At 44.8% G+C, this 26,050-nt stretch carries 20 protein-coding genes; 8 read left to right on the forward strand and 12 right to left on the reverse strand.

Annotated features, from left to right (window positions below):
* The first annotated feature begins 129 nt into the window (after positions 1-129).
* Positions 130-3,087, forward strand: a complete 2,958-nt coding sequence (locus BWI96_RS17895) for a glycoside hydrolase family 3 N-terminal domain-containing protein (RefSeq protein WP_106637899.1) — start codon at positions 130-132, stop codon at positions 3,085-3,087.
* Positions 3,088-3,632: 545 nt separating this feature from the next.
* Here BWI96_RS17895 and BWI96_RS17900 read toward each other — a convergent pair.
* Both BWI96_RS17900 and BWI96_RS17905 read right to left on the reverse strand, forming a co-directional pair.
* Positions 3,633-4,958, reverse strand: a complete 1,326-nt coding sequence (locus tag BWI96_RS17900; protein ID WP_106637900.1) for a TolC family protein — start codon at positions 4,956-4,958, stop codon at positions 3,633-3,635.
* A gap of 218 nt (positions 4,959-5,176) precedes the next feature.
* A complete protein-coding gene (locus tag BWI96_RS17905; protein WP_106637901.1) occupies positions 5,177-5,635 on the reverse strand; it encodes an Lrp/AsnC family transcriptional regulator in 459 nt (152 codons plus the stop codon).
* Between the two features lie 410 nt (positions 5,636-6,045).
* On the opposite strand from BWI96_RS17905, the gene ald reads away from it, so the two are divergent.
* Positions 6,046-7,176, forward strand: a complete 1,131-nt coding sequence (ald, locus tag BWI96_RS17915) for an alanine dehydrogenase (protein ID WP_106637903.1) — start codon at positions 6,046-6,048, stop codon at positions 7,174-7,176.
* Between the two features lie 179 nt (positions 7,177-7,355).
* Here the strand turns inward: ald and BWI96_RS17920 are convergent, their stop codons facing one another.
* From BWI96_RS17920 to BWI96_RS17935, 4 genes are all read right to left on the reverse strand, one after another.
* Entirely contained in the window at positions 7,356-7,613 is a 258-nt protein-coding gene (locus tag BWI96_RS17920) for an acyl carrier protein (protein ID WP_106637904.1), read from the reverse strand.
* A 205-nt stretch (positions 7,614-7,818) separates the two neighbouring features.
* Entirely contained in the window at positions 7,819-9,114 is a 1,296-nt protein-coding gene (locus BWI96_RS17925) for a TolC family protein (protein ID WP_106637905.1), read from the reverse strand.
* 98 nt (positions 9,115-9,212) lie between these two features.
* Positions 9,213-10,772 carry a DHA2 family efflux MFS transporter permease subunit gene (locus BWI96_RS17930; RefSeq protein ID WP_106637906.1) on the reverse strand — a complete coding sequence of 520 codons (1,560 nt, stop codon included), beginning with the start codon at positions 10,770-10,772 and terminating at the stop codon, positions 9,213-9,215.
* 171 nt (positions 10,773-10,943) lie between these two features.
* A complete protein-coding gene (locus BWI96_RS17935) occupies positions 10,944-11,987 on the reverse strand; it encodes an HlyD family secretion protein (protein WP_106637907.1) in 1,044 nt (347 codons plus the stop codon).
* A gap of 398 nt (positions 11,988-12,385) precedes the next feature.
* Between BWI96_RS17935 and BWI96_RS17940 the strand changes: the two genes are divergently transcribed.
* On the forward strand, positions 12,386-12,973 hold the full coding sequence (locus tag BWI96_RS17940; protein ID WP_106637908.1) for a MarR family winged helix-turn-helix transcriptional regulator: 588 nt from the start codon (positions 12,386-12,388) through the stop codon (positions 12,971-12,973).
* Between the two features lie 66 nt (positions 12,974-13,039).
* Here the strand turns inward: BWI96_RS17940 and BWI96_RS17945 are convergent, their stop codons facing one another.
* From BWI96_RS17945 to BWI96_RS17955, 3 genes are all read right to left on the reverse strand, one after another.
* Positions 13,040-13,834 (reverse strand): class I SAM-dependent methyltransferase, encoded by a 795-nt coding sequence (locus BWI96_RS17945; protein WP_106637909.1) that lies wholly within the window; start codon positions 13,832-13,834, stop codon positions 13,040-13,042.
* Between the two features lie 221 nt (positions 13,835-14,055).
* Positions 14,056-15,489, reverse strand: a complete 1,434-nt coding sequence (locus tag BWI96_RS17950) for an ATP-dependent RecD-like DNA helicase (protein ID WP_106637910.1) — start codon at positions 15,487-15,489, stop codon at positions 14,056-14,058.
* A 141-nt stretch (positions 15,490-15,630) separates the two neighbouring features.
* Positions 15,631-16,104, reverse strand: a complete 474-nt coding sequence (locus BWI96_RS17955; RefSeq protein WP_106637911.1) for an NUDIX hydrolase — start codon at positions 16,102-16,104, stop codon at positions 15,631-15,633.
* A gap of 221 nt (positions 16,105-16,325) precedes the next feature.
* On the opposite strand from BWI96_RS17955, the gene BWI96_RS17960 reads away from it, so the two are divergent.
* The 3 genes from BWI96_RS17960 to BWI96_RS17970 all read left to right on the forward strand — a co-directional run bounded on the left by BWI96_RS17960 (position 16,326) and on the right by BWI96_RS17970 (position 19,715).
* Positions 16,326-17,954, forward strand: a complete 1,629-nt coding sequence (locus BWI96_RS17960) for an ABC-F family ATP-binding cassette domain-containing protein (RefSeq protein ID WP_106637912.1) — start codon at positions 16,326-16,328, stop codon at positions 17,952-17,954.
* 86 nt (positions 17,955-18,040) lie between these two features.
* A complete protein-coding gene (locus BWI96_RS17965) occupies positions 18,041-18,376 on the forward strand; it encodes a translation initiation factor (RefSeq protein ID WP_106637913.1) in 336 nt (111 codons plus the stop codon).
* Between the two features lie 379 nt (positions 18,377-18,755).
* A complete protein-coding gene (locus BWI96_RS17970; RefSeq protein ID WP_106637914.1) occupies positions 18,756-19,715 on the forward strand; it encodes an energy transducer TonB in 960 nt (319 codons plus the stop codon).
* A 94-nt stretch (positions 19,716-19,809) separates the two neighbouring features.
* Here BWI96_RS17970 and BWI96_RS17975 read toward each other — a convergent pair whose 3' ends face one another.
* From BWI96_RS17975 to BWI96_RS17985, 3 genes are all read right to left on the reverse strand, one after another.
* Positions 19,810-20,199 (reverse strand): hypothetical protein, encoded by a 390-nt coding sequence (locus BWI96_RS17975; protein ID WP_106637915.1) that lies wholly within the window; start codon positions 20,197-20,199, stop codon positions 19,810-19,812.
* A gap of 178 nt (positions 20,200-20,377) precedes the next feature.
* Entirely contained in the window at positions 20,378-21,439 is a 1,062-nt protein-coding gene (locus BWI96_RS17980) for a cell wall metabolism sensor histidine kinase WalK (RefSeq protein WP_106637916.1), read from the reverse strand.
* A 176-nt stretch (positions 21,440-21,615) separates the two neighbouring features.
* Positions 21,616-22,311 carry a response regulator transcription factor gene (locus BWI96_RS17985; RefSeq protein WP_106637917.1) on the reverse strand — a complete coding sequence of 232 codons (696 nt, stop codon included), beginning with the start codon at positions 22,309-22,311 and terminating at the stop codon, positions 21,616-21,618.
* Positions 22,312-22,585: 274 nt separating this feature from the next.
* Between BWI96_RS17985 and recQ the strand changes: the two genes are divergently transcribed.
* Both recQ and BWI96_RS17995 read left to right on the forward strand, forming a co-directional pair.
* A complete protein-coding gene (gene recQ, locus BWI96_RS17990; protein WP_106637918.1) occupies positions 22,586-24,799 on the forward strand; it encodes a DNA helicase RecQ in 2,214 nt (737 codons plus the stop codon).
* Positions 24,800-24,849: 50 nt separating this feature from the next.
* Complete coding sequence (locus BWI96_RS17995; RefSeq protein ID WP_232793794.1) at positions 24,850-25,833, forward strand: hypothetical protein; 984 nt, start codon at positions 24,850-24,852, stop codon at positions 25,831-25,833.
* Positions 25,834-26,050 lie beyond the last annotated feature (217 nt).

Here is a 26,050-nt window from a genome sequence, read left to right on the forward strand (position 1 = left end):
CTCACCAGCCGCCATCAAGTGTCTGGTGAGGACACCAGCCAGGCTTGAGGCTTGAAGAATTACAAAATACCCATTCTTAAAACCCGCGTATTCTTCACCAAAATCAAGGGGAACCCTTATTTTTGATGTATGAAACGCTTCATTCCCCTGTGTGCGGCTGTACTGGCTTCACTTACCTCTTACGCTCAAAAACCTTTTCAGACGGGTAATCAACACTGGGCCGATTCGGTTTTTGCCCGCCTGACGCTCGACGAGAAAATCGGGCAGTTGATGATGCCCCGTGCTAATTTTACTAATCAGGCTTACGACCAGGAAAAGCTGAAAGGCTGGGTTCGTGACTATAAAGTCGGTGGATTGGTATGGTTTGCCAATCAGCCCACGCGACAGACGGCCATGATCAACGAGTTACAGGCAATTTCAGCCGTACCGATGATGATGGGAGAGGATCTGGAATGGGGCCTTACCATGCGACTGGACAGTGCTGTTCGGTATCCGTACGCTCTGACGCTCGGAGCCATCCGGCAAAATGACGACTGGTTTTACCGTATGGGGAAACAGATTGGCGAGCAGTGCCGCCGGGCAGGCATACACATTAACTACGCTCCCGTGGCGGATGTAAATAATAATCCGAATAACCCCGTCATCGGTTTTCGTTCGTTTGGGGAAAATCGGGAAGAAGTGCTTCGCAAAGCCAAAGCATACATGCGGGGCATGCAGGATGCCGGGTTAATCACCTCGGCTAAGCACTTTCCTGGTCACGGCGATACGGATGTAGATTCTCACGCAGATTTACCCGTGATTAACCATTCCCGGACCCGACTCGATTCGCTCGAATTATATCCCTTCCGGGAGTTAATTAAGCACGGTCTGAATGGCGTGATGATTGCTCACTTGAGCATTCCTGCTCTTGACCCTACGCCTAATCAGGCTTCGACGCTTTCCAGACCCATCGTAACCGATTTATTACGGAAGCAAATGGGTTTTGAAGGACTCATTTTTACGGATGCGATGGAGATGCAGGGCGTAGCCAAACATTATCCTCCGGGCGTAGCGGGCGTAAAGGCCTTATTAGCCGGAAATGACGTGCTGGAAACCTTCACGGATGTGCCCGTTATGTTTCAGGCTATTAAAAAAGCTCTGGTTTCAGGAGAAATTTCCCAGGCCGATCTGGACGATAAAGTACATCGCATCTTGCGGGCTAAGGCTTGGTTAGGGCTGGATAAGTATCAGGCGGCTCCTTTAACTAACTTACTGCAAGACCTCAACAAGCCCACCGCCGAAGCTTTATCACGCCGAATGTCGGAAGCTAGTTTGACGGTATTGAAAAACGAAAATGGGACATTACCCATCAAAAATCTGGCTACGGCAAAAGTTGCCGCCATTAGTGTAGGAACGCCCGCCCAGGGACCTGTCAAACCAACGGCTTTTCAGGGCATGTTGATGAATTACCTGCCGGTAGATACCTTCCAGGTAGATATAAAATCGTCGGCTCAGCAATTACAAGCCATTAAGGACAAGCTGGCTAAATATGATCTGGTAGTGGTAGCTCTGCACAGTCCGTTTTTACGCTCAGCCAATGCCTGGCCAGAGGCAAATCTGAAGCTGGCTCAGTCGTTTGTAGGCTTACCCAATGCCGCTTATCTGTTCTTCGGAAATCCTTACGTGTTGAATAAGTTACCCGGCATTGAAAAGTCAAAAGCTTTGGTAGTTACCTATCAGGAAACGACAGTCATGCAAGAGTTGGCTGCTCAGTTAGTAGGAGGGGGTATTGGAGCCAATGGGCAACTTCCAGTTACCGTGAATCAGGAGTTTAAGTTTGGAAATGGCTTACGGGTTGAACCACTGGGTCGTTTCAAATATGGAATGCCGGAATTAGCTGGAATAGATTCAAAAATACTGAATACCAAACTGGATTCCATTGTCAATCAGGGGTTACAGGAGAAAGCCTATCCCGGAGCTTCGGTGGTGGTAGCGAAAAACGGAATGGTAATTTTTAAGAAAGCCTACGGAACGCAGACGTATGAAAGCAAACAACCCGTGCGGGAAACGGATTTATACGATCTGGCTTCGGTAACGAAAGTCAGCACGTCTATTCTGGCTCTGATGCGTTTGCAGGATGAGGGTAAATTCCGGCTGGATATGACGCTCGGCGAGTTTTTCCCGAAATGGAAGAACTCAAATAAGGGTAAGCTAAAAATGATTGACATCCTGACCCACCAGTCGGGACTGAAAGCCTGGATTCCGTTCTGGATGACGGCTAGAGATTCAACGCGTGAAAGTGGCTGGAAACCCCGGACGTTTAGTAATGAGCAGAGTCGTCGTTATCCCATCGCCATTGCCGACCATTTATTTCTGCACCGTCGGTATCGTCGGGAGTTAATGCGTCAGATTGAAGAGTCTCCCGTAAATCCAAAACAGGGGTACGTCTACAGCGATCTTTCGTATTATCTCTATCCGCAGATTGTTGAGAAGATTACCGGAGAAAAATGGGAGGATTATCTGAAGAATACTTTCTATCGTCCGATGGGGGCTACGACCTTAACCTATAATCCCCGTGAACTATATGCATTGGATCGAATCGTACCGACGGAATATGATTCTTTATTTCGGAAAGAACTGATTCATGGTCGCGTACATGATGAAGGAGCAACCTTAATGGGAGGTATTTCTGGTCACGCGGGCTTATTTGGAGACGCCAATGATCTGGCGAAGTTATACCAGATGTATCTGAACGGAGGTATATACGGTAACCAGCGTTTTATCAGCGAAAAGACCATCAAACAATGGTCATCGTATCCATTCCCGGTTGAAATTAATAGTCGTCGCGGCATTGGTTTTGATAAGCCTGATCGTAACAAACCCGGCCTCTCTGGACCTCCTTCTGCAAGTGCTGAAAGTTTTGGTCACTCAGGTTTCACCGGAACCTTTGTGTGGGTAGAGCCGAAAGAAAAGATGTTATACATTTTCCTGGCAAACCGGGTATATCCCACTCGTAACAACTCCAAAATCAGCAAACTTAATACCCGAACGCAGTTTGGTGAAATGATTTACGAAGCCATTCGTAAGTCGAACGTACCTGGATTTTAGAGGATAGTTAGGGCTTAATGATTAATAGAGCATCCCGAAGACTGTATGGTTTTCGGGATGTTTTTGTTTGAAGCCCTAGAAGAGAAGATGGATTGTAATCAGACTAATGCCTTTCGAGAAGTCTTACTGCCGCTGCCATCATAGTGCTGCCAGCGGAAAAGCTGGCAGCACTATGTTACGTCCTTTGGGAAATTGTAACCTATTGATTCACTAAATATTAGGTAAGACCAAGGCAAAATGCTGCCAGCGGAAAAGCTGGCAGTAATGGGATTCAGCTTTTTAAAACAGAAATCTCTATAACTAAGTCCCTACCATCATGGCCGGGCCACAGGGGTAGCGGAAAATAACAAGCTCTTGTCTCTACGAATGGGAAGCGAATAGTAACTTTAATTACAGTGAAGAAATCTGAAGCAAACTATAAAGTCGCTCTCTGCCATGTAGTCCAATCAGCTTTTGTGCTAGGGTAAAACACCACACACTCCCTCTAAAAAAGAACTTCCCGAAAGTTTCAAAACTTTCGGGAAGTTGATAAACAACTGACAACACTATTTCACAATCTGGCTGCTTAGTCGGTATAATTCAATTTCAGACACCTTGGCGTTATACTGAGCCTGTAAAAGTCGAATTTCGGCGGCTACGAAATTTCGCTGAGCTTCCCGTAATTCCAGTGGGGCAGCTACGCCAATTTTATACCGTTCCAGAGCAATGTTTACGTTCTGCTGAGCCGTTTTGGTGTTAATAGATTCGAGGTCGAGTAGATTAAGATTATTCCGGTAGTTTTCGTAAGCCTGCCGTAAACCCGACTCGACCTGTACTCGCAGATCTTCTTCCTGAAGCTTAATAATCTCCTCGTTGATTCGGGCTCCCTGAATGCGTCGATGCTGATTCAGCCCATCAAAAATAACGGCTGTTACCTGTACTCCTCCCGTAATGTTACCAACTGTACCACTTCTTACCCCGAAACCAGAACCGCCGTTTCGAAGTCGGTTATAAGTATATCCTCCCAGCAAATTTACATTGGGCCACAGCAGAGCCTTCTGGTTCTTCACGTCCAGATTGGCAATGGTGCTGTTATGACGAGCCAGCATCAACTGAGGATTTTGTGATAAGGTTTGCTCTTTAAGGGTTTCGTAAATGAGGTCCCTGTTTACCAGTAAGGTATCCTGTGGGTTAAAATTGATGTCCAGCGATCGGGCCAGTAGCTGATTAAGCTGGGTTTTGGTATTGGTAAAGGACAATTGCTGGGCAATCAGGGTGGCTGTGTCGGCGTTGAAATCAACCTGTGCGGTCAGGTATTCCACTTTTGAACCCTGACCAATATCGTAGCGGTCTTTAGCCAGACGACGACGCTCCCGAGAGATGACCAGTGCATCTTCTAAAAAACGGGTCTGCTGTCCTTGTTGCACGGCGGCATAATACGCATTCGTAACCTGAGCAATCGTACTTTCGATGGTTACCTGAGCCTGAGATTCCCCCGCCCGAACGAGTTCTTCCAACCGATCTTTCGTAATGTACATACTTAAGCCATCAAAGATGGTCCAGGTGGCCGTAAGATTGCCCTGAACGTTACGGTTGAAGACGCCCCGTTGGACAAGTGGAGGGCGTACCGCATCGAAAAATCGCTGATTCGTGTAGTTAATCAAACCATTGGGTTGTACCACAGCTGTGACCAGCGGAAGCATACCCGCATTACCTCTGGTATTGTCATTTTCAGCCAGACGAACCTGGTTTTTAGCTACTTTAATCGCGTAGTTTTTATCTAAAGCGATGGTAATAGCATCTTCCAGCGTAAGATTTTCGGATACGGTCTGAGCAAAGAGAGAGAAATTAATAGCAAAACAGCAGAGGAAATAGGCTATTCTTCGACGCATGGAATTTTAATAGATTCGGGGGTTTCCAGAACGGAAAATAGGTAAATTATTCCCGTTGTTGGTCTCAATTCTCGTATAAAATACGACTACTTCTTACGAAGGTAACCGGGCAATGAGGGCACTTCAGATAATCTGAGATAAATCATGCAAAAGCCGCGACGAAGAAACGAAGCTAAAGGCTGATGGCACAAGAACTTAACTTTCCCTTACCGGGCCATTCACAGTCCAATCAGGGTAGTGCTTTTTACCTCTTCCATCACGAACGAACTACTCATGTGCGAGACGCTGCTCAGGACGCTCAGTTTACTTTGATAAAAGGTGTTATACGCTTCCATATCAGCGACGATTACTTTCAGTAAATAATCGAAATTACCGGATACGACGCTACATTCCAGCACCTCGGGTAGTTTTCGAATCGCTTCATTGAATTCCTGGAAACTTTCCTGACGCTGTTTATCCAGGGTAACGAAGCAATACACCATCATCCCGCGACCAATCCGTTTCCGATCGACCAGAGCCACGTATTTTTCAATGATCTTCTGGTTTTCCAACTTCTTAATCCGGTCGTGAACGGGGGTAATACTTAAGTGAACACGTTCAGCTAATTCACGAACCGTGAGAAGAGCATTGTCCTGAAGAAGATTAAGTAACTGCCGGTCAATTGCATCCAGTTCCATGGCTTTTATAGATTTTGAAGGTTGAAATAAATGACTGTATTTTTAAAGTAAATCTCTACTGAAAAGTTATGAAATAACAAAAATGACCTGCATCTGCAATCTTAAAGTGAGAAATAAATGATTAATAGGAAGCAAATAGGGTAAAAATGAACGTGCCGCTTTAGGGATAGCTGATCGATGCTTTTAAAAAAGGGGTACTGAGGCACAGAAATTTTTTCGGTTTTTAAAAAGGAATAGCTTTGATAACAGTAAAATAAACGAAAATATAATAATAAATCAAAACAAATTTCTTATTTATTTGATGAATAGCGAAATCTATTCTGAATGCATGAATTTTGTAGTCACAACGGGTACTCGTTGCAGCATTCATTTCATTAGCAGACTTCCTCCAAATTAAACTTGTTACGATCATGATTATTGGTGTTCCAAAGGAAATCAAGAACAACGAAAACCGCGTCGCACTAACGCCTGCGGGAGTAGCCGAATTCAAAAAACACGGTCACGAAGTCTACGTGCAGGCTACGGCTGGTGTTGGTAGTGGTATCAGCGACGAGGAATACGTTCAGGCTGGAGCAACCATTCTTCCTACTATCGAAGATGTGTATGACATCGCCGAGATGATTGTGAAGGTGAAAGAACCCATTGCTGCCGAATATCCGCTGATCAAAGCAAATCAATTACTGTTCACCTATTTCCACTTTGCTTCTTCGGAAGAGTTAACCTACGCCATGCTGAAAAGCGGAGCGGTTTGTTTAGCTTATGAAACGGTAGAGAAAAACGATCGTAGTCTGCCCCTGCTCGTTCCGATGAGTGAAGTAGCGGGTCGTATGGCGATTCAGGAAGGTGCAAAATACCTCGAAAAACCAATGGGTGGTCGTGGTATTCTGCTGGGTGGCGTTGCGGGCGTAAAACCTGCCAACGTATTAGTTTTAGGAGGTGGTATCGTAGGAACGCAGTCGGCGAAAATGGCCGCTGGTTTAGGAGCAAACGTAACGATTGTAGACATTAGCCTGCCTCGTCTGCGTTACCTGGAAGACATCATGCCCGCCAACGTAGATACCGTTATTTCCAATGAATATAACATTCGTCAGTTAATCCAGACAACTGATTTGATCATTGGTGGTGTGTTGATTCCTGGAGCTAAAGCTCCTTCGCTGGTCACCCGTGATATGTTAAATCTGATGCGTCCCGGAACCGTAATGGTTGACGTAGCTATCGACCAGGGGGGATGTTTTGAAACGTCTCACGCGACTACTCACCAGGATCCTACGTTTGTTGTAGAAGGAATCGTACATTACTGTGTAGCAAACATGCCCGGTGCGGTGCCTTATACGTCTACCTTAGCCTTAACGAATGCGACTTTACCTTATGCAATTCAACTGGCAAATAAAGGCTGGAAAAAAGCCTGTCGTGAAAACGAAGAGCTGAAAAAAGGTCTTAACGTAGTGAATGGCAAGACGGTATACGCTGGCGTAGCGGAAGCCTGGAGTTTACCATTAACTCCTGTAGAAGATGTACTGGGGAAAGTTATCGTCGCTTAGTCTCACTTCTGGGTAAGAATAATAACAAATATCAACAACTGAAAACTGGAAACCGCTCAACGTTTTGAGCGGTTTTTTTATGCCTCAGACGGACGAAACGTATATAAACAAAATTACCGGCCCGCAAAGCAGGCCGGTAATCATCGTTCAACCTTCAACCTATCTGTCTTTTCTTTTTTTTAAGCTTTTTTCCGATTAAAACTTTGTTCAGTGACAGTAATCAAATCATGTACGTTTCGTACTGTCGACAAGGAATGATCGGGAATATTAATGTCGAATTGTTGTTCAATCATTACAACTAACTCGGTCATTTCTAAACTATTAAACCCAAAATCATTTTTAAAAGTTCGATTCAACTGAAAATATTCAGGGTTTATAAAAAAATGCTCCGTAACTACTTTTCGGATCGCCTGAGCGATTGCATTTGTGGTTTTCATGGCTCTATGGGCGACTCAGTTATATAACGTATCTCCTAAGAAAATAGTTTGTATACGTTACATCAAAATTTCATACCAGCGTTAATAACTGTTAAGTTTTGGGTTGTGAGTTTTGTGTTTAGAGTTCACTATAAAAATAGTGTGCTTCGATGAATAGAAATGATCAAATAACTCCCAACTCTAAACTCGCAATCCCAAAACTCTACTACCAGATTTTTGTGCCTAGCAGTCGGTTTACTTCTAAACGTGCCAGGGCCTGCTGATATTGGTACTGGATACGTTGAAATTCTGCTTCTTCCAGAGCCGTTTGTGCGGACTGAATTTCCAGTTGGGTAATGACTCCGTTCTGGAAGCGAACGTCCGCCAGTTTCAGACCATACTTGGCTTCTTCTAGCTGGGTTTCTGAAAGTCGCAGTTTCTCAGAGGTTGAACGTAATTCTGATCGAGCCTGATCCAGTTGGGACTGGACAGCCACGGAAGCCGCTTCCGTGCCGTACTGACTCATTTGAAGATTTTTGCGGGCGATGTCTTCCTGAATGATATGACGCTTGCCGGAATAAATCGGAGCGGATAAATGGAAACCCAGGCCACCATTGAAACGGAACTTATCAATTTCGGGCTGGAAACCGTTTTTAAAGCCCGTATTGCCTACGAATGAGAGCGAGGGTAACTTGGCAGCCTTCGCGGCCTCGATGTCCTTCTCAGCGACCATTTCCTTCGTTTTCGAAACCCGAATGTCCCAGTTATTGGCTAGCGAAACGGAATCTTGTGAAGTCAGAGTAGTCAAATCAAAGCTGCCCGTGGTAGGAATGTCAGCGTGAACATCTTTCCCCACCAAAGAACTCAGCAGAATGAATTGACGGTCCAGTTGGTTACGTAAATCAACAATACGGGTTCTTACGTTTTTGTAACGAACGTTCGTAGCCACCAAGTTATAGTCAATTTCATCCCCGCTTTTGATCCGGTTTTCAATAACCTTTGCCGTTTCGCTCACCAGTGACTCCTGGGCTAGCTGAACGGTAATGGCTTTTTGCAGATAGACAATACTGAAGTAAATCTGAGCAACCTGATAGGCTAGCTGATGAGTAGCCTGTTCTACGTTCTGCTCGGATAAAATGCTTTCGATACGAGCTTTATCAATGGCTGCATTCGTTTTTCCCCAGTCATACACGGTTTGACTCACGGAAACGCCTACATTATAGTTATTCCGGGGAGCAAACTGAATGGCATTGGAACCTAAGCCGGGAATTTCGAAAGCTACTTTCTGCAAAGGCCAGATGTACGTGTAGCTCGCGTCTCCGCTAACAGTGGGCTTATTACCCGATTCAGCTAATTGCGTGCGGCTCTGGCTCAGAGAAACGGCTTGGCGTTGTTGTTTCAGTTGGGGGTAATAGGCAATCGACTGACGAATGAGTCCATTCAGAACCTCGTCATTATTTTGTTGAGCAAAGGCCGCCGTACTCGTCAAAGCTACGAGGGCCAGTACTGGGAAGAATTTCATGATTAGTTTTCAGTTTTCGGTTGTCAGTTGTCAGTTTTTTTCTCGCAGGATTCGGTTTTAATTAACAGAAAACTGCAAACTAAAAACTGACAACTTTACTAATGGGCTTCGGCCATGGCGGCTGCGGCTGCGGCGATTTCTTCGGCTGATTTTTTCTTTTTCTGACGTAAGACTATCGTTAAGGGCAGAATAAGGATGAAGAACAGACCAACTACCCGGAACGTGTCCAGATAAGAAAGCAGATAGGCCTGCTTGTCAACGGCGAGTTCAAGCATTCGGTAAGCTCGCATAGTAGCTCCACCCATGGCCTGCAAACGTTGCGTCAGTAAAGGATTTCCCTCGTATAAATTGGCTACTAAATCCGAGCGGTGCTGAGCATAACGGATGGCTACGAAGTTGTTGGCCAGGGCTACACCGAAGGCTCCCCCTAACTGCCGAATCATGTTATTGATCGCGATGGCATTGGGGTATTCTTTTGGGGTAAGTCCGGCTACTGCCTGGTTAGTCAGGGGCAACTGAAGCAGAGAAATCCCGATTACCCGCATCATGTGAGCGGGGAAAAACTGCCATTGACTCGTGTTATCATCAAAAGTTCCGGCGTAAAAACCGAAGGCAATCATGAACAGAATACCCGTGATAATGAAGGGCAGGGGAGAAGCTCCCGCTGATAACCGTCTTCCTACAATCGGCATCATGAAGACCCCGATCAGCGTCGGCCAAAGTAATGACAAACCCGTCATCGTTGGGGTATATCCGTTAATCCGTTGCACCATTACGGGGTACACAAACATGGCCGTGAATAGACCAATACCCGCCACGAAGCTAAAGATTGTGGTTACTCCCAGTGTTCCTTTAGCCATTACCCGTAAGTCAACGACGGGGTGATCGGTGGTTAATTCCCGCCAGATGAATCCCACCATGCCAATGGTGGCGGTAATGGCTATCATCACAATAAGTCGGGACTCAAACCAGTCTTCTGATTCACCTTTTTCCAGCATAAACTGAAGGGAACCAATACCGACCATCAACAGAATAATACCGATGTAATCAATTTTAATTTGATCTTTCTTCTGGCCTTCGCCTTCTTTCTTATCAATGTAGAGCATGGTTAACACTGCCGCCAGAATACCGACGGGAATGTTCACTAGGAAGATATTGGCCCAGTGGTAATCTTCCACAATAATACCCCCTAATACAGGACCAAAGGTAGGGCCCATGATGATACCCATGGCAAAGATACCAGAAGCAATACCGCGTTTTTCGGGAGGGAAGGCATCAAAAATGATGGCCTGCGAGGTAGAAAGCAAGGCTCCACCTCCCACACCCTGAATGAAACGCCAGAATACTAACTCCCATAAATCCGTAGACTGACCGCAGAAATAGGAAGCAATGGTAAAGATGACAATGGAGGTGAGGTAATAATTTTTCCGGCCAAAGTACTCGGCCAGGAAGCCCGTCATCGGAATGATAATTACGTTGGCGATGGCGTACGAGGTCACTACCCAGGCAATGTCCTCGATGGTTGCTCCCAGCGATCCGGCCATCTGGTTCAATGCCACGTTCACAATCGTCGTGTCAATCAACTCCATGATGGCAGCGGAAATTGCCGTAGCAACAATAATAGCCCGCTTAAATCCGGTTGGATAGGTTGTTGCCATGTCTTTTGGTTTTCAGTTGACAGTTGTCGGTTTTCAGTTGCTCGTGATACTTAATCATTGACTAATAAAAATTGACAACTGTCAACTAGTTGGTTCTCAGTCTTCAGTTTATAATCTTCAGTTAGCCGTGATACGTTTTATCACTGACAACTAAAAACTGACAACCGAAAACTACTTGGTTTTCACGCTAACTTCCACGTTCATACCGGCACGGAGTTGCTGACGGTATTTGGGTAAGTCTTCAATTTCAATTTTCACGGGAATCTTCTGGGTTACTTTTACGAAGTTACCCGAAGCGTTATCGGGAGGTAACAGGGAGAATTTGGCACCGGTGGCTTCACTGAAAGAAACGATTTTACCTTTCATCGGCTGGTTAGGGAATGCATCTGCTGTGATGATTGCCTCAGCACCCATGCGTAAATGTTCTACCTGCGTTTCCTTGAAGTTGGCAACCACCCAAAGCGTACTATCCTGCACAACGGTCATTACCGTTTGTCCATTCTGAATATACTGGCCGGGTTCTACGCTCTTGCGGCCAATCCGGCCTGACGAAGTAGCGTATACTTTAGAATACGTCAGTTTCAGTTTTTGCTGGTCAATCCGGGCTTTCTGAACGTCCAAAGCAGCTTCGGCTTTGTGTAACGCTGAACGTAGTACGTCCAGCCGCGAACGGGAAGCCAGAATATCAGCCTGACCGGCTACATACTGTTGTTCAAGAACGTCCGCAGCGTTACGGCTGTCGTCCGACTGCTTACGGGTGATGGCTTTATCCGCTAATAGACGAGCGTCGCGTTCGGCGTCTGATTTTGATTTATCCCGACGTAAAGCCGTTGCTTTCAGGTTCGATTCCTGAGCCTTGATTGTCAGCTCGGCGTTGCGGAGGCTGGCTTTAGCGTTTTCTACGTCCGTTTCCATCTGACGATACGTAGCCTCCATTTCCGCCAGTTGCAGTTGATATTCATCAGAGTCAATCTCTAATAACAACTGTCCTTTTTCTACTTTGTCGTAATCATTGACGTTTACTGACTTTACGTATCCAGAGATACGGGGAAGCACGGGAACGAGGTAACTTTCAATCTGAGCGTTGTCGGTTTCTTCGTGTGTTTGAGCATGCTGGTAAGCGGAAAATCCGAACCACGCACCCACACCCAGTACAACGACCAGAATAACGCGGGGTAACATTTTGCGAAGTGAAGATTGTTCTGGCGTAGCCATAATTACATCTATTTATAAGTGGTTTTAAAATGGGATGCGGACCCGTATACTTTAATGAGATAGTCAACTAAATTGACAATGCAAATGTAAACTTAGTTGACTAAAAAAGTCAAGTAGGTTGACTATTATTTTTTTATAACTATTTTTGCATAGGATTTGTGCCTTAAAGACCAAAGTTCCTTAAAGACTACGGCATATAATGGCGATTATTATTATTAAATGATTGTAAATCAATTATTTGTGTTTTGGTGATTGATTTTGTAGAAAATGTTCCTGGAAACATAAATTGAAACCTATGATTTGTATTTTGTACTTTTTTAATTAATATTAAATTTACATTAAACTGAAAAAGAAAAGATTTTCGAATATTTTGAAATCTTTTCTGAGCATATAAAGTGATGGACAAGGAATTAAAAGAAAGGCTCGAAGCATTTAAAGCTCACCGGAACCGGATCATGGGACGGTTACTAAGTAGGGCTTTCAGAATAGTGGTGGATGTTTCAAGCCAGAAATTGGCGGAATCGGGCCATGAGTCGTATCGACTGGGACATTTGGTATTAATGGTACATATTGATTTGGACGGTTCGACTATTAATGAGCTAGCCGCCGTCCTGGGTATTACCAAACAGGCTGTTAGCAAGATTGTGAAGGAGTTGCAGGAGCAGGGATACGTAGAAACGGAAAAGCACCCCGACGATGCTCGTTCGGTATTAGTAAAAATTACCAATAAAGGAGCTCGTTTTACACTGGAATGGCAGTCATGCACGAAGGTGGTTGATCGAAAGTTCGAGGAAATTCTCGGAGCGGAACGATTGGAGATACTAAAGGATATTCTGGTGGATTTGGCTGATTATCACGAAAATAAAATCAAGGAAGAACTAACCGAAGCCTCTGAAGGTCGCCGGACGCAGTGGCTGGAAATATTGCAGCAAAAAACTGTAAACTACCCCCTGCAATCGGTGCCGAAGGGTGACAAGAAAAAATAAATCTTGAAGATTAACTTATGAAAGCGGCGTTTCAGCACTGAAACGCCGCTTTTGTATATACTTTACTTACTCAACCGTAAGTATGGCGATGCTGGTGCCGCCGATATGACGAAGCTTGCGGAATGTTAGATTTCCAGACAGATAGTAGTCATTGAGAGCCCGTCGAACGCCTTCCCAGTTGGTATAGTCATGCCAGAGAATCGTACCGCCTTTGCGAACGAGTTTGAGGGCATTTTCGGTGTCACTCAGTACGTATTCATACGCGTGCGAACCGTCGATAAAGACCAGATCCATACGATTATGATACGGCGAATAATCAAACGTAGCCGAGTCGCCGAACACCTGTGTAATTTTATACGCCTGTGGGTGGCCTTTGAAACGTTCGCCCGATCCTGATTTCTGTACGTACATTTCTTCCGTTTTTTCAATCTGCATTTGCGTGTTATTCAGGTCTGCGGGGGGCAGATCCAGCGTAATAATGCGGGCGTCTTCGGGACTGTTGAGGGCCATGTTCAGCGTAGTTCTGCCCTGAAAGGTACCAATCTCAAACATACACCGGGGCTGTAACTGGCTGACAAGCTGGCTAATTACTTTTACTTCGAACTCGGTAACGTGTCCGAAACCGCATTCGTTAACACCTTGCAGCGTAAGATTTTTGTCCAGGTTGGATAATTCAAGAATATCCGTTTTAGGTAATTTGTACGGATCTTCGGGTAATAGCGAAGCAGCGGCAGGTGGACTGTACAAAGCGTACAACTCTCCGAGTCGGTTGCGTTCATGAGCGTCAAATGGGCTCAGAGCAGCGGTTCGGGCCACGCGTTTCAATACTCCCAGATACAAGGTGAAGAGAGCGGTATTCATAAAGTAAAGAATTGGTTGTTAGTGTAGGTTATAAAAGGCAATAGCTAATCTTACGAACGGGCTTTCTGAAAATTAAAAGTCGTTCAGGTAGAGAGAATCAGTGAGGGCTTGAAAGAAGGCAATAGTTTGAGTGATAGTTAGTTAAAAGATAGGTGGCTGAAAGATAAAGACGATCGCAAAATAGAAAAAGCCGATTAATAAAAATCGGCTTTCGTAAGAAGTTACTCAAAAAAATCACTGTGAAAATTCACTAGAAACACTTCCAGGCTGGCCCGCGTCATGGCGGTATATAACCATCGGACAAAGTCAGCATTTACCTGTTCCAGTGTCAGGTAACCCTGATCAACAAAAACGGCACTCCACTGGCCGCCCTGCGATTTATGGCAGGTAAGAGCATAGGCAAATTTCACCTGCAAAGCATTCAGATAAGGGTCTTTCCGAATCTCCTGCATCCGCTCGCGTTTGGAAGCAATGTGTTCGTAATCGGCAGATACCCCATCGTAAAGCATTTTATTTTCTTCTTTACTCAACGAAGGTAAGGGACTGTCGAGGGTATTAAGGGTAATTTTGGCATCAAACGGAGGTTGATCGGGATAATCCGAAAGTTGCAGCAGACAATTGGCAAAACGTAGACCGTATTGTTCTTCGTAGCCTCTGATTTTCAGAACTTCCACGAAATCGCCATTGGCCAGAAAACCCGCTGGCGAATCTTCGTCCAGCACGGTATAATTATTCCGAACCACCATCAGCCGGTCGCCCGTTGAAATTTCATCTTCCTGATACTTGATCCGGGCTCGAATGTACCGATTATAAGCTACCGCCGTTTTGTTGGAGCGGGTAATGACAATGGTATTTTCCTCGCCGTATTTCCGATAAGCATAATTCAAACCGTCTTCCAGTTTCTCGCCCGTCATGCGGTAGCAGTCCCGGAAACCTTTAGTGATGAGACGAATTTCAGGAATTTTATCCCAGAGAATTTCCCGTAATCGGGTCGCATTGGCCAGAATTCCCGAATCGTTATCCTGACGCATAACCTCCGTCATTTCCACTTCCATCACGGACATGTGAAAGTTGTCTCGTAAATAGGAAGCATCCAGAGCCGGACTATCATCTTTACCCACGGGAGGTAACTGGGCCAGGTCACCCACAAAGACCAGTTTGTTAGGGTCTCCTTCTTCATTACCAAACGTGTATTCCACCAGGTCAGTTAACAAACCCTGCATGCCGCCAAAATCAGCTTCGTCAGCAATCATGGAGGCCTCATCAACGATGAAAACCGTATTGGTATGGTAGTTATTCTGACGACGAAATTCCAGGCCGCCGCTGTATTTATTGGTGACCTGACGATAGATTTTTTTGTGGATCGTCGTGGCTTTTTTTCGGGAGTACGTCGCCATGACCTTGGCTGCTCGTCCGGTAGGAGCTAGCAATACCGTTCGAAAACCCAGTTTAGGCAGACTTTTCACCAACGTGCTGATGAGCGTGGTTTTCCCCGTACCCGCATAACCTTTCAACAGAAAGGTCTGAGCATCGTCATTGGATAGAAATTTTTCCATCAAATTAAAAAGCTCCAGCTGACCTTTGGTGGGCTGAAAAGGGAACTTCTGCCGAAGCAGAAACGCGGGCGTTGGGGTATCAGATTTCGGTGTATTCACAAAAACAAAGATAAGAAATTTGGGTCGGAAGAATAGGGGACCTTACCAGTACAGACGCGATTAATCGCGTCTGGTCGGGGAATGAAACTACTTTCAAATCAATCAAAATGTCTTTTACCCAGACGCAATCAACCAGTCTCTCTACTGGAGGCCGTAACCACCGGGTTGAAGTAAGGCTTCCAGCGACTGATATTTATGGAAAATGGAATGCACATGATCAGCAGGCAGGGCTTTCAGTTCTGACCAGGATAACCAGGCAGCTTCTTCCATAATCTGTTGGGTAAACTCTGGATCATGGCCCAGTAATAAGTTTCCCGAGATAACAGAAACGCGGAAAAATAATTCCAGCGTATGCAAAGGCGAACGGATAAACTCATTCACGAAAAGTAGCTCTCCTGCTTCAACGGTTAACTGCGTTTCTTCCTGAAATTCACGGATTAACGCTTCTGGAATGGACTCCCCAAATTCCAGACTACCACCCGGCGGCGACCAGAATGGACCGTCATGAAATAAGGCTTTATGTTTGATGACCAATACTCGATCTTCCTGCACGGCAATGCCACACACTCGCACCCGCACGTAACCGCCGAATTTTTCTAATACTTCTGTACTCATGATACCTAGCTCAACTTTTTGGACAATATACGTGTTTGAATAGTATAAAGGAAAGCTCAGGAGGTTGCTGGTAGGATTTCGGAAAGAAAGCCTTGAATGTCGCTGGCTAGGCCACGCTGGCAGCGATTCAGTAGAGAGGATATTCACCCGAAAACCTCAGGGAAGCTTTCTAAAAACCGCCTGAAAATCCGTACCTTTGCACTTTGAAAACCAGATACTAGATGCTATCAGTAAGTAATATTTCGCTCCGCTTCGGAAAGCGGGTTTTATTTGAAGACGTAAACTTAAAATTTGTTCCGGGTAACGTGTATGGCCTGATTGGTGCCAACGGAGCTGGAAAATCTACCTTTGTAAAAATCCTTTCGGGGGAAATTGAACCCACCACGGGCTCGGTAACGCTGGATCCCGGTGAGCGGATGTCGTTTCTGAATCAAAACCAGAATGCCTATGATGATCAGACCGTCCTGAACACGGTAATCATGGGTAACGACAGGCTGTATAAAGTAATGATTGAAAAGGATGAAATCTACGCAAAAGCAGATTTCACCGAAGAGGACGGTAACCGGGCGGCTGATCTGGAAGCAGAATTTGCCGAAATGAACGGCTGGGAAGCCGAGTCCGATGCAGCTGCTTTATTATCCGGTCTGGGTATCAAAGAAGACACCCACTACACGCTGATGGCTGACATGAACCCTTCCGAAAAAGTGAAGGTGCTGTTAGCTCAAGCCCTGTTTGGTAACCCTGATATTCTATTACTCGATGAGCCTACGAACAACTTGGACATTGATTCCATCCTGTGGCTCGAAGAATTTTTAATGAACTTCAAGAATACGGTAATCGTAGTCAGCCACGACCGTCACTTCCTGGATAACGTTTGTACGTATATTGCTGACCTTGACTTTGGTAAAATCCAGATTTATGGGGGTAACTACACCTTCTGGTACGAATCAAGTCAGTTGGCCGCTCGTCAGAAAGCCGATCAGAATAAAAAGGCTGATGAAAAGCGTAAAGAATTGGAAGAGTTCATCCGCCGTTTCTCGGCCAACGTGGCGAAATCTCGTCAGGCAACGGCTCGTCAGAAGATGTTGGATAAACTTCAGGTGGATGAAATCAAGCCTTCCAGCCGTCGGTATCCTTACATCGGTTTCAAACCCGAACGTGAAATTGGCGATCAGGTATTAAGTGTAGAGAACCTGAGTTATGTACTAGAGGACGGTACGACCCTGTTCAAAAATCTGTCCTTTAATACCCTGAACGATCAGAAAATCGCTTTCCTGAGTAAAGACGGTCTGGCCGTTTCGGCTCTGTTCGACATTCTGATGGGCGAGCGTAAACCCACCACCGGAACGTTCAACTGGGGAGTAACCACCACGCAAAGTTACCTGCCTAACGATAACACGAAGTACTTCTCAGACGGAAGCCTGAACCTCGTGGACTGGTTACGTCAGTATTCGGCAGAAAAAGACGAGACGTTTGTGCGTAGCTTCCTGGGCCGGATGCTCTTCTCGGGCGAAGAAGCCCTGAAGAAGTCGACCGTATTATCCGGGGGTGAAAAACAACGTTGCATGTTCTCGAAAATGATGCTCTCGGGAGCGAACGTACTCTTACTCGATGAACCTACCAACCACTTGGACCTGGAGTCAATTCAGGCCCTGAACAAGGGAATGGAAGACTTCCCTAGTGTGATGTTGTTTGCCTGCCATGACCACCAGTTAACGCAAACCGTAGCCACCCGGATCATCGAGTTAACGCCTAAAGGTTGTCTGGATAAACTCATGACCTTCGATGAGTACTTAACCGATAACCGCATCAAAGAACAACGCGAAGCCCTCTACGGCGAGAAAGTATAATTTTGGGGTTGGTTGTTGTTGGTTGATAGTTGTTAGTAAAACAAAAGACTATCAACCAACAACAACCAACTAACAACTAAAAAAAGATGGCAAAGAAGAACTATACCGGCGTAGTGTATTCAACAGATCCTGATTTTCAGTATCAGTCTGATGAAGCTTCGGAGGCGGCTACCTTGCCACCCCAGCAGCAGAACCTGAAAGTGCAACTGGACAAGAAATTACGCGGGGGTAAACAGGTAACTTTGGTAACGGGTTTCGTTGGAACGGAAGATGATTTAGCGGATTTAGGCAAGAAACTAAAAACGCTTTGTGGCGTAGGCGGTTCGGTCAAAGACGGCGAAATTATCGTGCAGGGAGACCAGCGGGACAAAGCCTTGAAATGGTTACTTGAAAAAGGATATAAAGCCAAACGAGTAGGTTAATCTACCTTTTATAAGTCTTAGAGATCAATTAATAAAAAGCTGTTGATGCAAATCGACAGCTTTTTTAGTTTTGGTAATACGCTATCTATTGGTTTTATAGAATTTGTATTTATAGCCATAATAAGGGTAGGTAAAGAATTGATTAAGATTTTAGGTAGAGTAGTAATGAGCTTGGTATGAATGGATTTTCCAAGGGCTGTTATTCTAGTAAATAAGAAAAATGATTTTGTGAGTATAGGGACATGATGAAACGAATCGAGGGTTATTTTTTGCCGACAGTCCTATTAGTAATGGTTAGTACTGTTCAAGAGAAATACTTAATTTATACATTTGCTTGTATAATTGTTCATTAATACGTGTTTACCTAATTTCTCTAGTTATGAAATACATTTTACTTTTTGCCTTACTCGTTTGGAATCAGGTTCAGGCCCAGTCTGTTTATAGAATTTTTTATACGAAAGACGGAGAAGAAGTTCAAACCGAAAACGTAGCTCAGTATTATCGGGATATTACTAAAATGAATGACACTACGTATCGGGTTATTCAATATTCAAAAAATAATGTGCTACAGTCAGAAGCCTATGTAAGAAATATATTACCCTTCGTTTTTCATGGGAAATATGTAAGTTATTACGATAATCAACAGATTGAATCTGAGGGTTTTTATGAGAATGGCCGCCAACAAGGTTATTGGAAAAGATACCATTCTAATGGTCAGCTAAAAGAAGAAGGTAACTACGTAACTCAAATAGTTAAACATAAAGAATATACAAATCAGTATCAGGAGTTTATAGTAGATACCTATAAAGATTCAACAGGTAATATACTGGTAGAAAATGGTACGGGAGATTTCAGAACTTTCTTTGAAAACGGAGAAGTAAAAGAAATAGGGCGTTACGAATCAGGTGAGAAAGTAGGTGTATGGAAAGCGTTCAGAAAGAGCAGACATCCCTTATACGAAGAGCAGTATACGAAAGGCATTCTTGATTCTGGTATAAGTTATGATTCGCTAGGAAAAGCATATGCGTATAAAGTCATAGAAGAATCGGCCGAGTTTAAAGGTGGTGTTAAAGCGATGTATTCATTCCTATCTAAAGCTATGAGGTATCCTGTTGAAGCTCAACGGTCGCGTATGCAGGGCAAAGTATTTACTTCATTTATTATTGATTCGAAAGGCGGTATTTCAGACATTAAAGTATTAAAAAGCCCGGGTAACCCTTTGTCCTATGAAGCCATACGCGTCATTGAGTATATGGCTGGCAAGTGGGAGCCGGGCAAGCAAAGAGGGCAGGCGGTTAAGTCAAGATATAATCTTCCACTTAGTTTTATGCTTGACTAAGGTTAGAGAGATTTTCTCTTACTTCATTTTACTGGTGAATGATGAAAAATACCAACTATCTAAACAGCTTAAGTGTTTGGATAGTTGGTATAACTTACACATTATCCGTACTCTTCAAAGCCCAATACACCAGTAGAGGTTGGAATAACAAACGGACCAATCGTTTATTGTCAGTATCGAGTCCGAAGGCATCACGAGAGTGAGTGTATTGAGCGATATTACCCGGGAAAACAGCCGTAAAGAAGGACGCAGCAATTTTACCAACGGCCTTTTTATTTTTCTTATTCGTTAAAAGAAGGCTGGCCCCTAAAGCAATTTCGGCGTAACCCGAATACACTACCGTATCGTCTTTTTTGAGAGGAACCCAGTTAGGCACCTGAGCTTTAAAATCTTTTCTGGCAAAGGTTAAGTGACTGATTCCGGCGAAAACGAGGGAACCTCCCAGAAGTAATCGAGCTGCTGTTGTTAATTTTTCTTTTTCCATACTAGCGTTGATAAGAGTGAGTATGCGTATAAATCAATAAAAAAACGGGCCTCAGTTCAGTGGCTGAGACCCGTTTTTAGGTAGCATATTGGTAATGAGTAAATTACCGCTATAGAGGATTGATTAAAACCTAGGTAATGAAAGGATCGTACGGGGTGTTCTTTAGACGGTATGTAACTTACAATTGCAATGAATACGCCATCTTTTCATCAATTTTATCAAGCTTGAAACTGAACGTAGTTCCTTTGTCAACGCGACTCATCACGGTAATTTTCGATTTATGAGCATTGACAATGTGCTTTACAATGGCCAGCCCGAGTCCGGTGCCGCCTTTTTCTTTCGAACGTGACTTTTCTACGCGGTAAAAACGTTCGAAAATGCGATTCAGGTGTTCGGGAGGAATGCCTGGGCCGTCATCTTTTACCTCGATGGTCCAGTCCTTTTTATCTTCGGTAAATGTTACATCCACCTTTCCTCCATCGCGACCATACTTAATGGCATTGTCAATCAAGTTGGTCAACGCTTGTGAAATGCGGTAGGCATCGGCCTTGACAAAGATCTGATTATGAAACGTATGAAGCTTTACCTTGATGTTTCGCTGATTGGCTCGCGGTTCCAGCTGTTCAATTACCTCCTGCGTAACCTTAATCACATCTACGCGTTCGCGGTGCATTTTAATTTCACCCGCTTCAATTTGAGAAAGGGTTAACAGGTCAGCTACCAGTACATCCAGGCCATCAAGACTTTTCGCGGCTTTTTGCAGGAATTTATCCCGAACGCGTTCGTCGTCTTTGGCTCCGTCAATTAACGTATGAATGAAGCCCTGAGCGGCAAAAATGGGCGTTTTTAATTCGTGTGAAACATCGGCCAGAAACTCCCGGCGAAATTGTTCCATTCGACGGAGTTCGTCAATTTCCCGCTGCTTCTTAGCGACGTAAACGAAGATGTCGTTGTTAAGCTTTTTCAACGGATTGACGCTCTTGGCTACCTTCTTTTTCGAAAAGCTAAAATCACTGAGTTTCAATCGCTGAATCGTGTCGTAGATTTTATTGATTTCTTCGAAAATCAGATAATCCAGCACGTAAAAAACCAGAATGAGTGTAGCAAAGAAAGAAGTGGCTCCGGCAATGAAGATCGTGCCGCCGGGCGTACCGGGAACGAACCAGAGAAACCCGCTGGTAATCGCCGAAATCAAAACGGCCAGCAGCAAAGAAATTACCTTAGGATTTAGGGGGGACATTCTTTTTAGTTTTCAGTTTTTAGTTTACTGTTTTCAGTTCTTGCTAGGAAGGTTCATGAAGAAGATTAACCACAGAGCTGCTCAGAGTTTAGCACAGAGTAACTCTGCGTAAAACTTGGTGAAACTCTGTGGTTAACAGCAATGGAAAACTGAAAACAGCAAACGGAAAACTAGCCTTATTCGCCCTCGGCGTTGAACATGTAGCCTACGCCTTTTAGGGTTTTAATGTAGGTTTCACCAATTTTTTCGCGGAGCTTTCGAATGTGTACGTCTACGGTACGTTCCAGCACATAGATGTCGGCACCCCAGATGCGTTGCAGTAACTCTTCCCGATTGAAAACTTTGTCTGGGTGCTGAGCCAGGAAAAACAGCAGTTCAAATTCTTTTTTAGGCAGAACCACCGAACCAAAGTTACCCGTCACCGTATAGTTTTGTCGGTTAATGGACAAACCAGCCGTTTCGATGCGATCACCGGGATCGGTTTTCTGAGCTTCCCGGCGGAACAGGGCCTTAATCCGGCTCATCAGAGCCCTGGGTTTGATGGGCTTGGTGATGTAGTCGTCGGCTCCAATTTCGAAGGCCGCAATTTCTGAATACTCCTCCGAACGGGCCGTCAGGAAAAGAATGTAACTGCCCTTCATTTCGGCCAGCTCACGCAACTGGCGAGCGGTTTCGATGCCATCCTGCTGGGGCATCATGATATCTAACAATACAAGGTCTGGAGAAAAATTTCGGGCAATTTCAACGGCTTTTTTGCCATCGTAGGCCGATTCAATGTCGTATCCCTCTTTTTCAAGATTATATTGAAGTAATTCAATAATGTCGGGATCATCGTCCACCAAAAGGATTTTGTAGGCGGGCGTAGTGCTCATGGGGAAGTATTTTTAGCTCCATACAAAGTTAAATGAAATTTATGGCTTTAAAAGAGTGTTATCCTTTCATGAAAATTACTTTAAGGTAAGATTAATAATTCCATAACATACGCTTTATGTAATGGTAACAAACGATGATTATCCTTCGTATTTATTCATTGGTAAAGCCTGATTTGATCCCTTCATTACTTTTGAGGGTAAAAATATAAATACCTGATTCACTGATAATAAATTCCACCTAGTCCTATTTGTAAACATAGCTTTTATTTCATTAATGATTTCAACGAAAGAGCAGGTTCTCAAGCAATATTTTGGTTACGATCAGTTCAGACCCCTTCAGGCTGATATTATCGATACGGTTCTGACGGGAAAAGATTGTCTGGTACTGATGCCCACGGGTGGTGGAAAGTCGGTTTGTTACCAGGTGCCGGCAATGGTGCTGGACGGTCTGACGATTGTCATTTCTCCGCTCATTGCTCTCATGCAGGATCAGGTGCAGGGGCTGGTGGCGAATGGCATTCCGGCGGCTTTTCTGAATTCTACTTTGAGTAACTCCGAGCAGGAATCGGTCATCTGGAAAGTAAAGCTTGGCGAGTTGAAATTATTATACGTTTCTCCCGAGCGTTTGTTCGCCGGTAATTTTCTCAACTGGCTGAAAGAGCAGAAAATAAGCCTGTTTGCGGTGGATGAATCACACTGTATTTCCTTCTGGGGGCACGACTTCCGGCCAGAATATACGCAGTTACATCGCATTAAAGAAAGTTTTCCCGAAGTACCCATTATTGCTCTGACAGCCACTGCCGATAAGGTTACCCGGAAGGATATTCTTCATCAATTGGGTATTCCCGACGCTCCTACGTTTCTGGCTAGTTTTGACCGTCCGAATTTGAGTTTGACCGTATTGCCAGGACGTAAACGCCTGCAACAAATTCAGGATTTTCTGGACGAACACCCCAATCAGCCCGGAATTATTTATTGCCTGAGCCGGAAGTCAACCGAAACCGTGGCGGCGAGCTTGCAGAAGGAGGGGTATCAGGTAAAGTATTACCATGCGGGTTGCGATGCAGCTTACCGAACGCAAACCCAGGCAGAGTTTCTGAAAGATGACATTCAGATTATCGTAGCGACGATTGCCTTCGGCATGGGCATTGATAAATCGAACGTACGCTGGATCATTCATTACAACCTGCCCAAAAATGTCGAAAGTTTCTATCAGGAAATTGGCCGGGCGGGGCGGGATGGGTTACCTGCCGATACCGTACTTTTTTATAGCTACCAGGACGTTGCCCAACTGACCGAAATGATTATCAAATCGGAACAGAGTACGGAGCAGAAAGACTTGCTCAAAGCAAAGCTGGATCGCATGAAGCAATACGCTCAGGCGGACATTTGCCGACGCCGGATTCTGATTAGTTACTTTAACGAAACTGTTGAAAAAGACTGTGGCAATTGCGATGTATGCCGGAATCCGAGAACGCTCATTGACGGAACCGTTATTGCCCAGAAAGCACTTTCAGCCATTGCCCGAACGGATCAGAAAATTGCGATGGGAATGCTCATTGATATTCTGCGAGGTAGTCACAATCAGAATATTCTTCGTCATGGGTATGATCAGTTGAAAACCTATGGAGTCGGACGGGATTTGAAGACGGAGGAGTGGGTGGAATACATCGGGCAGTTACTCAATTCGGGGATCATTGACATTGCCTACGACGAAGGCCATGCCTTTAAACTGAATGAGATGAGTACGCAGGTATTACGTGGGAACCGGCCCGTTTCTCTGGTGCAGTTTGTGCCCTTTGAAAAACGTAAAAGTCAGGAAATAGAAGCCGAAGAAAAAGCTTCTAAAACCAAACGCGAAGTGGTTCGGGATGCCCTGTTCGAACGCTTACGTACACTCCGTAAACAAATAGCCGATTCACTGGGAATGCCGCCTTTCGTGGTTTTCAGTGATGCTACTTTATCAGATATGGCTCAGAAGCGTCCCCTGAACCACGCTCAGTTCTTGCAGATTTCGGGGGTAGGCGAGCAGAAAGACCGGCAGTTTGGCGAGGTTTTTATTAACGAAATTCTGGCGTTTATTCAGGAAAATCCGCAGGCCGTTCGAACCGAGAAAGGGCAAACCTATGCTTTGACCCTGGAGTTATACAAGCGGAATTTATCCATTGAAGAAATGGCTGAGCAACGAAGCCTGGCCATATCTACCATTTTTAGTCACTTACAAAAACTAAAAGCGGAAGGTGAAACCATTGATTTAACGAAGTTTATCTCCGAGCGGACGAAAGAAACCATTCTGGAAGCGGCTCGTCAGCTAGGGATTCCCATTGCTGAAAATGCTCCCATTGGGCCCTTACTTGAAAACTTTGGCGATACCTATCAATCCTGGCAGTTACGTCTGGCCTTTCTCATTGCCGGGGAAGGCGTTCGGATGGATGTGGAAGCCTGGCGGGAAGAACGCGGCTTACCGCCACGTCCGGTAAAAGAATAGGGATTTTTAAGAAAAATTAGGTTATTTACGGCAAACAAACATTCGTGGAAGTGAATCAGACGGTTGTAGCTCAACAGAATACCGTATCTAAAAATCAGACCACTAGGGGAGTCAAAATCATTGGTATTGGTGGAGCGGGATGCTCGGTTTTAAAAAAACTGGCTACGCTGAATTTGCCCGGCGTGGAGCTCATTCCCTGTCATACTGATTTTTCAATGCTGAAGGGTTTCGACCGAACCTTACCGCTCGGTACCATCGGAGCCGGGTCAGGCCTGAACGATCAGCAGGTACGTCAATGGGCTTCTACTCAGAAACCCGCCATTCGGGAATTACTGGATAGCTCCACTGGGGCAGTGATACTCGTGACGGGTTTGGGGGGTGGTACGGGTTCGGGGGCGGCTCCGATTATTGCCGAAATTGCTCGTCAGCAGGATTTGTTGACGGTAGCCTGCGTTACCATGCCCTTTTCTTCGGAGGGGTACGAAACCATTCAGGCTGCCGAAGTTGGCCTAAAACATCTGGTGCTTTACTGCGATTCGGTCGTTGCGTTTTCGCTCGATAATCTGGAGAAAACCTTTGCGGATGACTTAAGTATTACCGAATTCTACGCCGCTGCCGATGATTTAGTCTTGCAGGCTGCCCGGATGATTCCCGACATCGTCATTACTTCTGAAGAAATCAATACTGATTTGAACGATGTTCGGGCCGTATTAAGCAAAAGCGGCCCTGCTTTCTTTACGCAAGTAGTCATTGATTCGCCCACGCGTCTGGACACATGTCTGTCACAGCTAAACCAGACCTTTGAAGGCAGTCGTTCACAGCCCATTCGTCGTATTCTTCTCCTGATCAAAAGCAGCTCTAAAAAGCCCGTGACCATGTTGGAAACTCGAAGCATTGTTCAGGCATTAACGCAACTAATTGGTAGAAAAGCCGAGTTATTTAAAATTGCGTTGGTTACGGATGAAAGTCTGGAAGAACGTCTTCAGTTAACGATTCTCACGGGTGGTTTTATTGAATTGGACGAATTGAAGTAGAAGTAGGATAAATAGGCTTTTATGCTTAATTTTAATAAAGATTAATTTAAGGGATTATAGCATAAAATATAATGTTTAGGGCTGGAAAATTTGAGTGATTTTCTATAGTTTTACGGCACTTACTTTTCTCCCCATAACTTTATATTTTACGGCTCTATGTTTCCCATAACTCAGAAGCGTCAGTGTCCTTACTGTCGCTCGACGTCCATTGAACGTC

It is taken from the genome of Siphonobacter sp. SORGH_AS_0500 (assembly GCF_002838835.1).
Taxonomy (GTDB): domain Bacteria; phylum Bacteroidota; class Bacteroidia; order Cytophagales; family Spirosomataceae; genus Siphonobacter.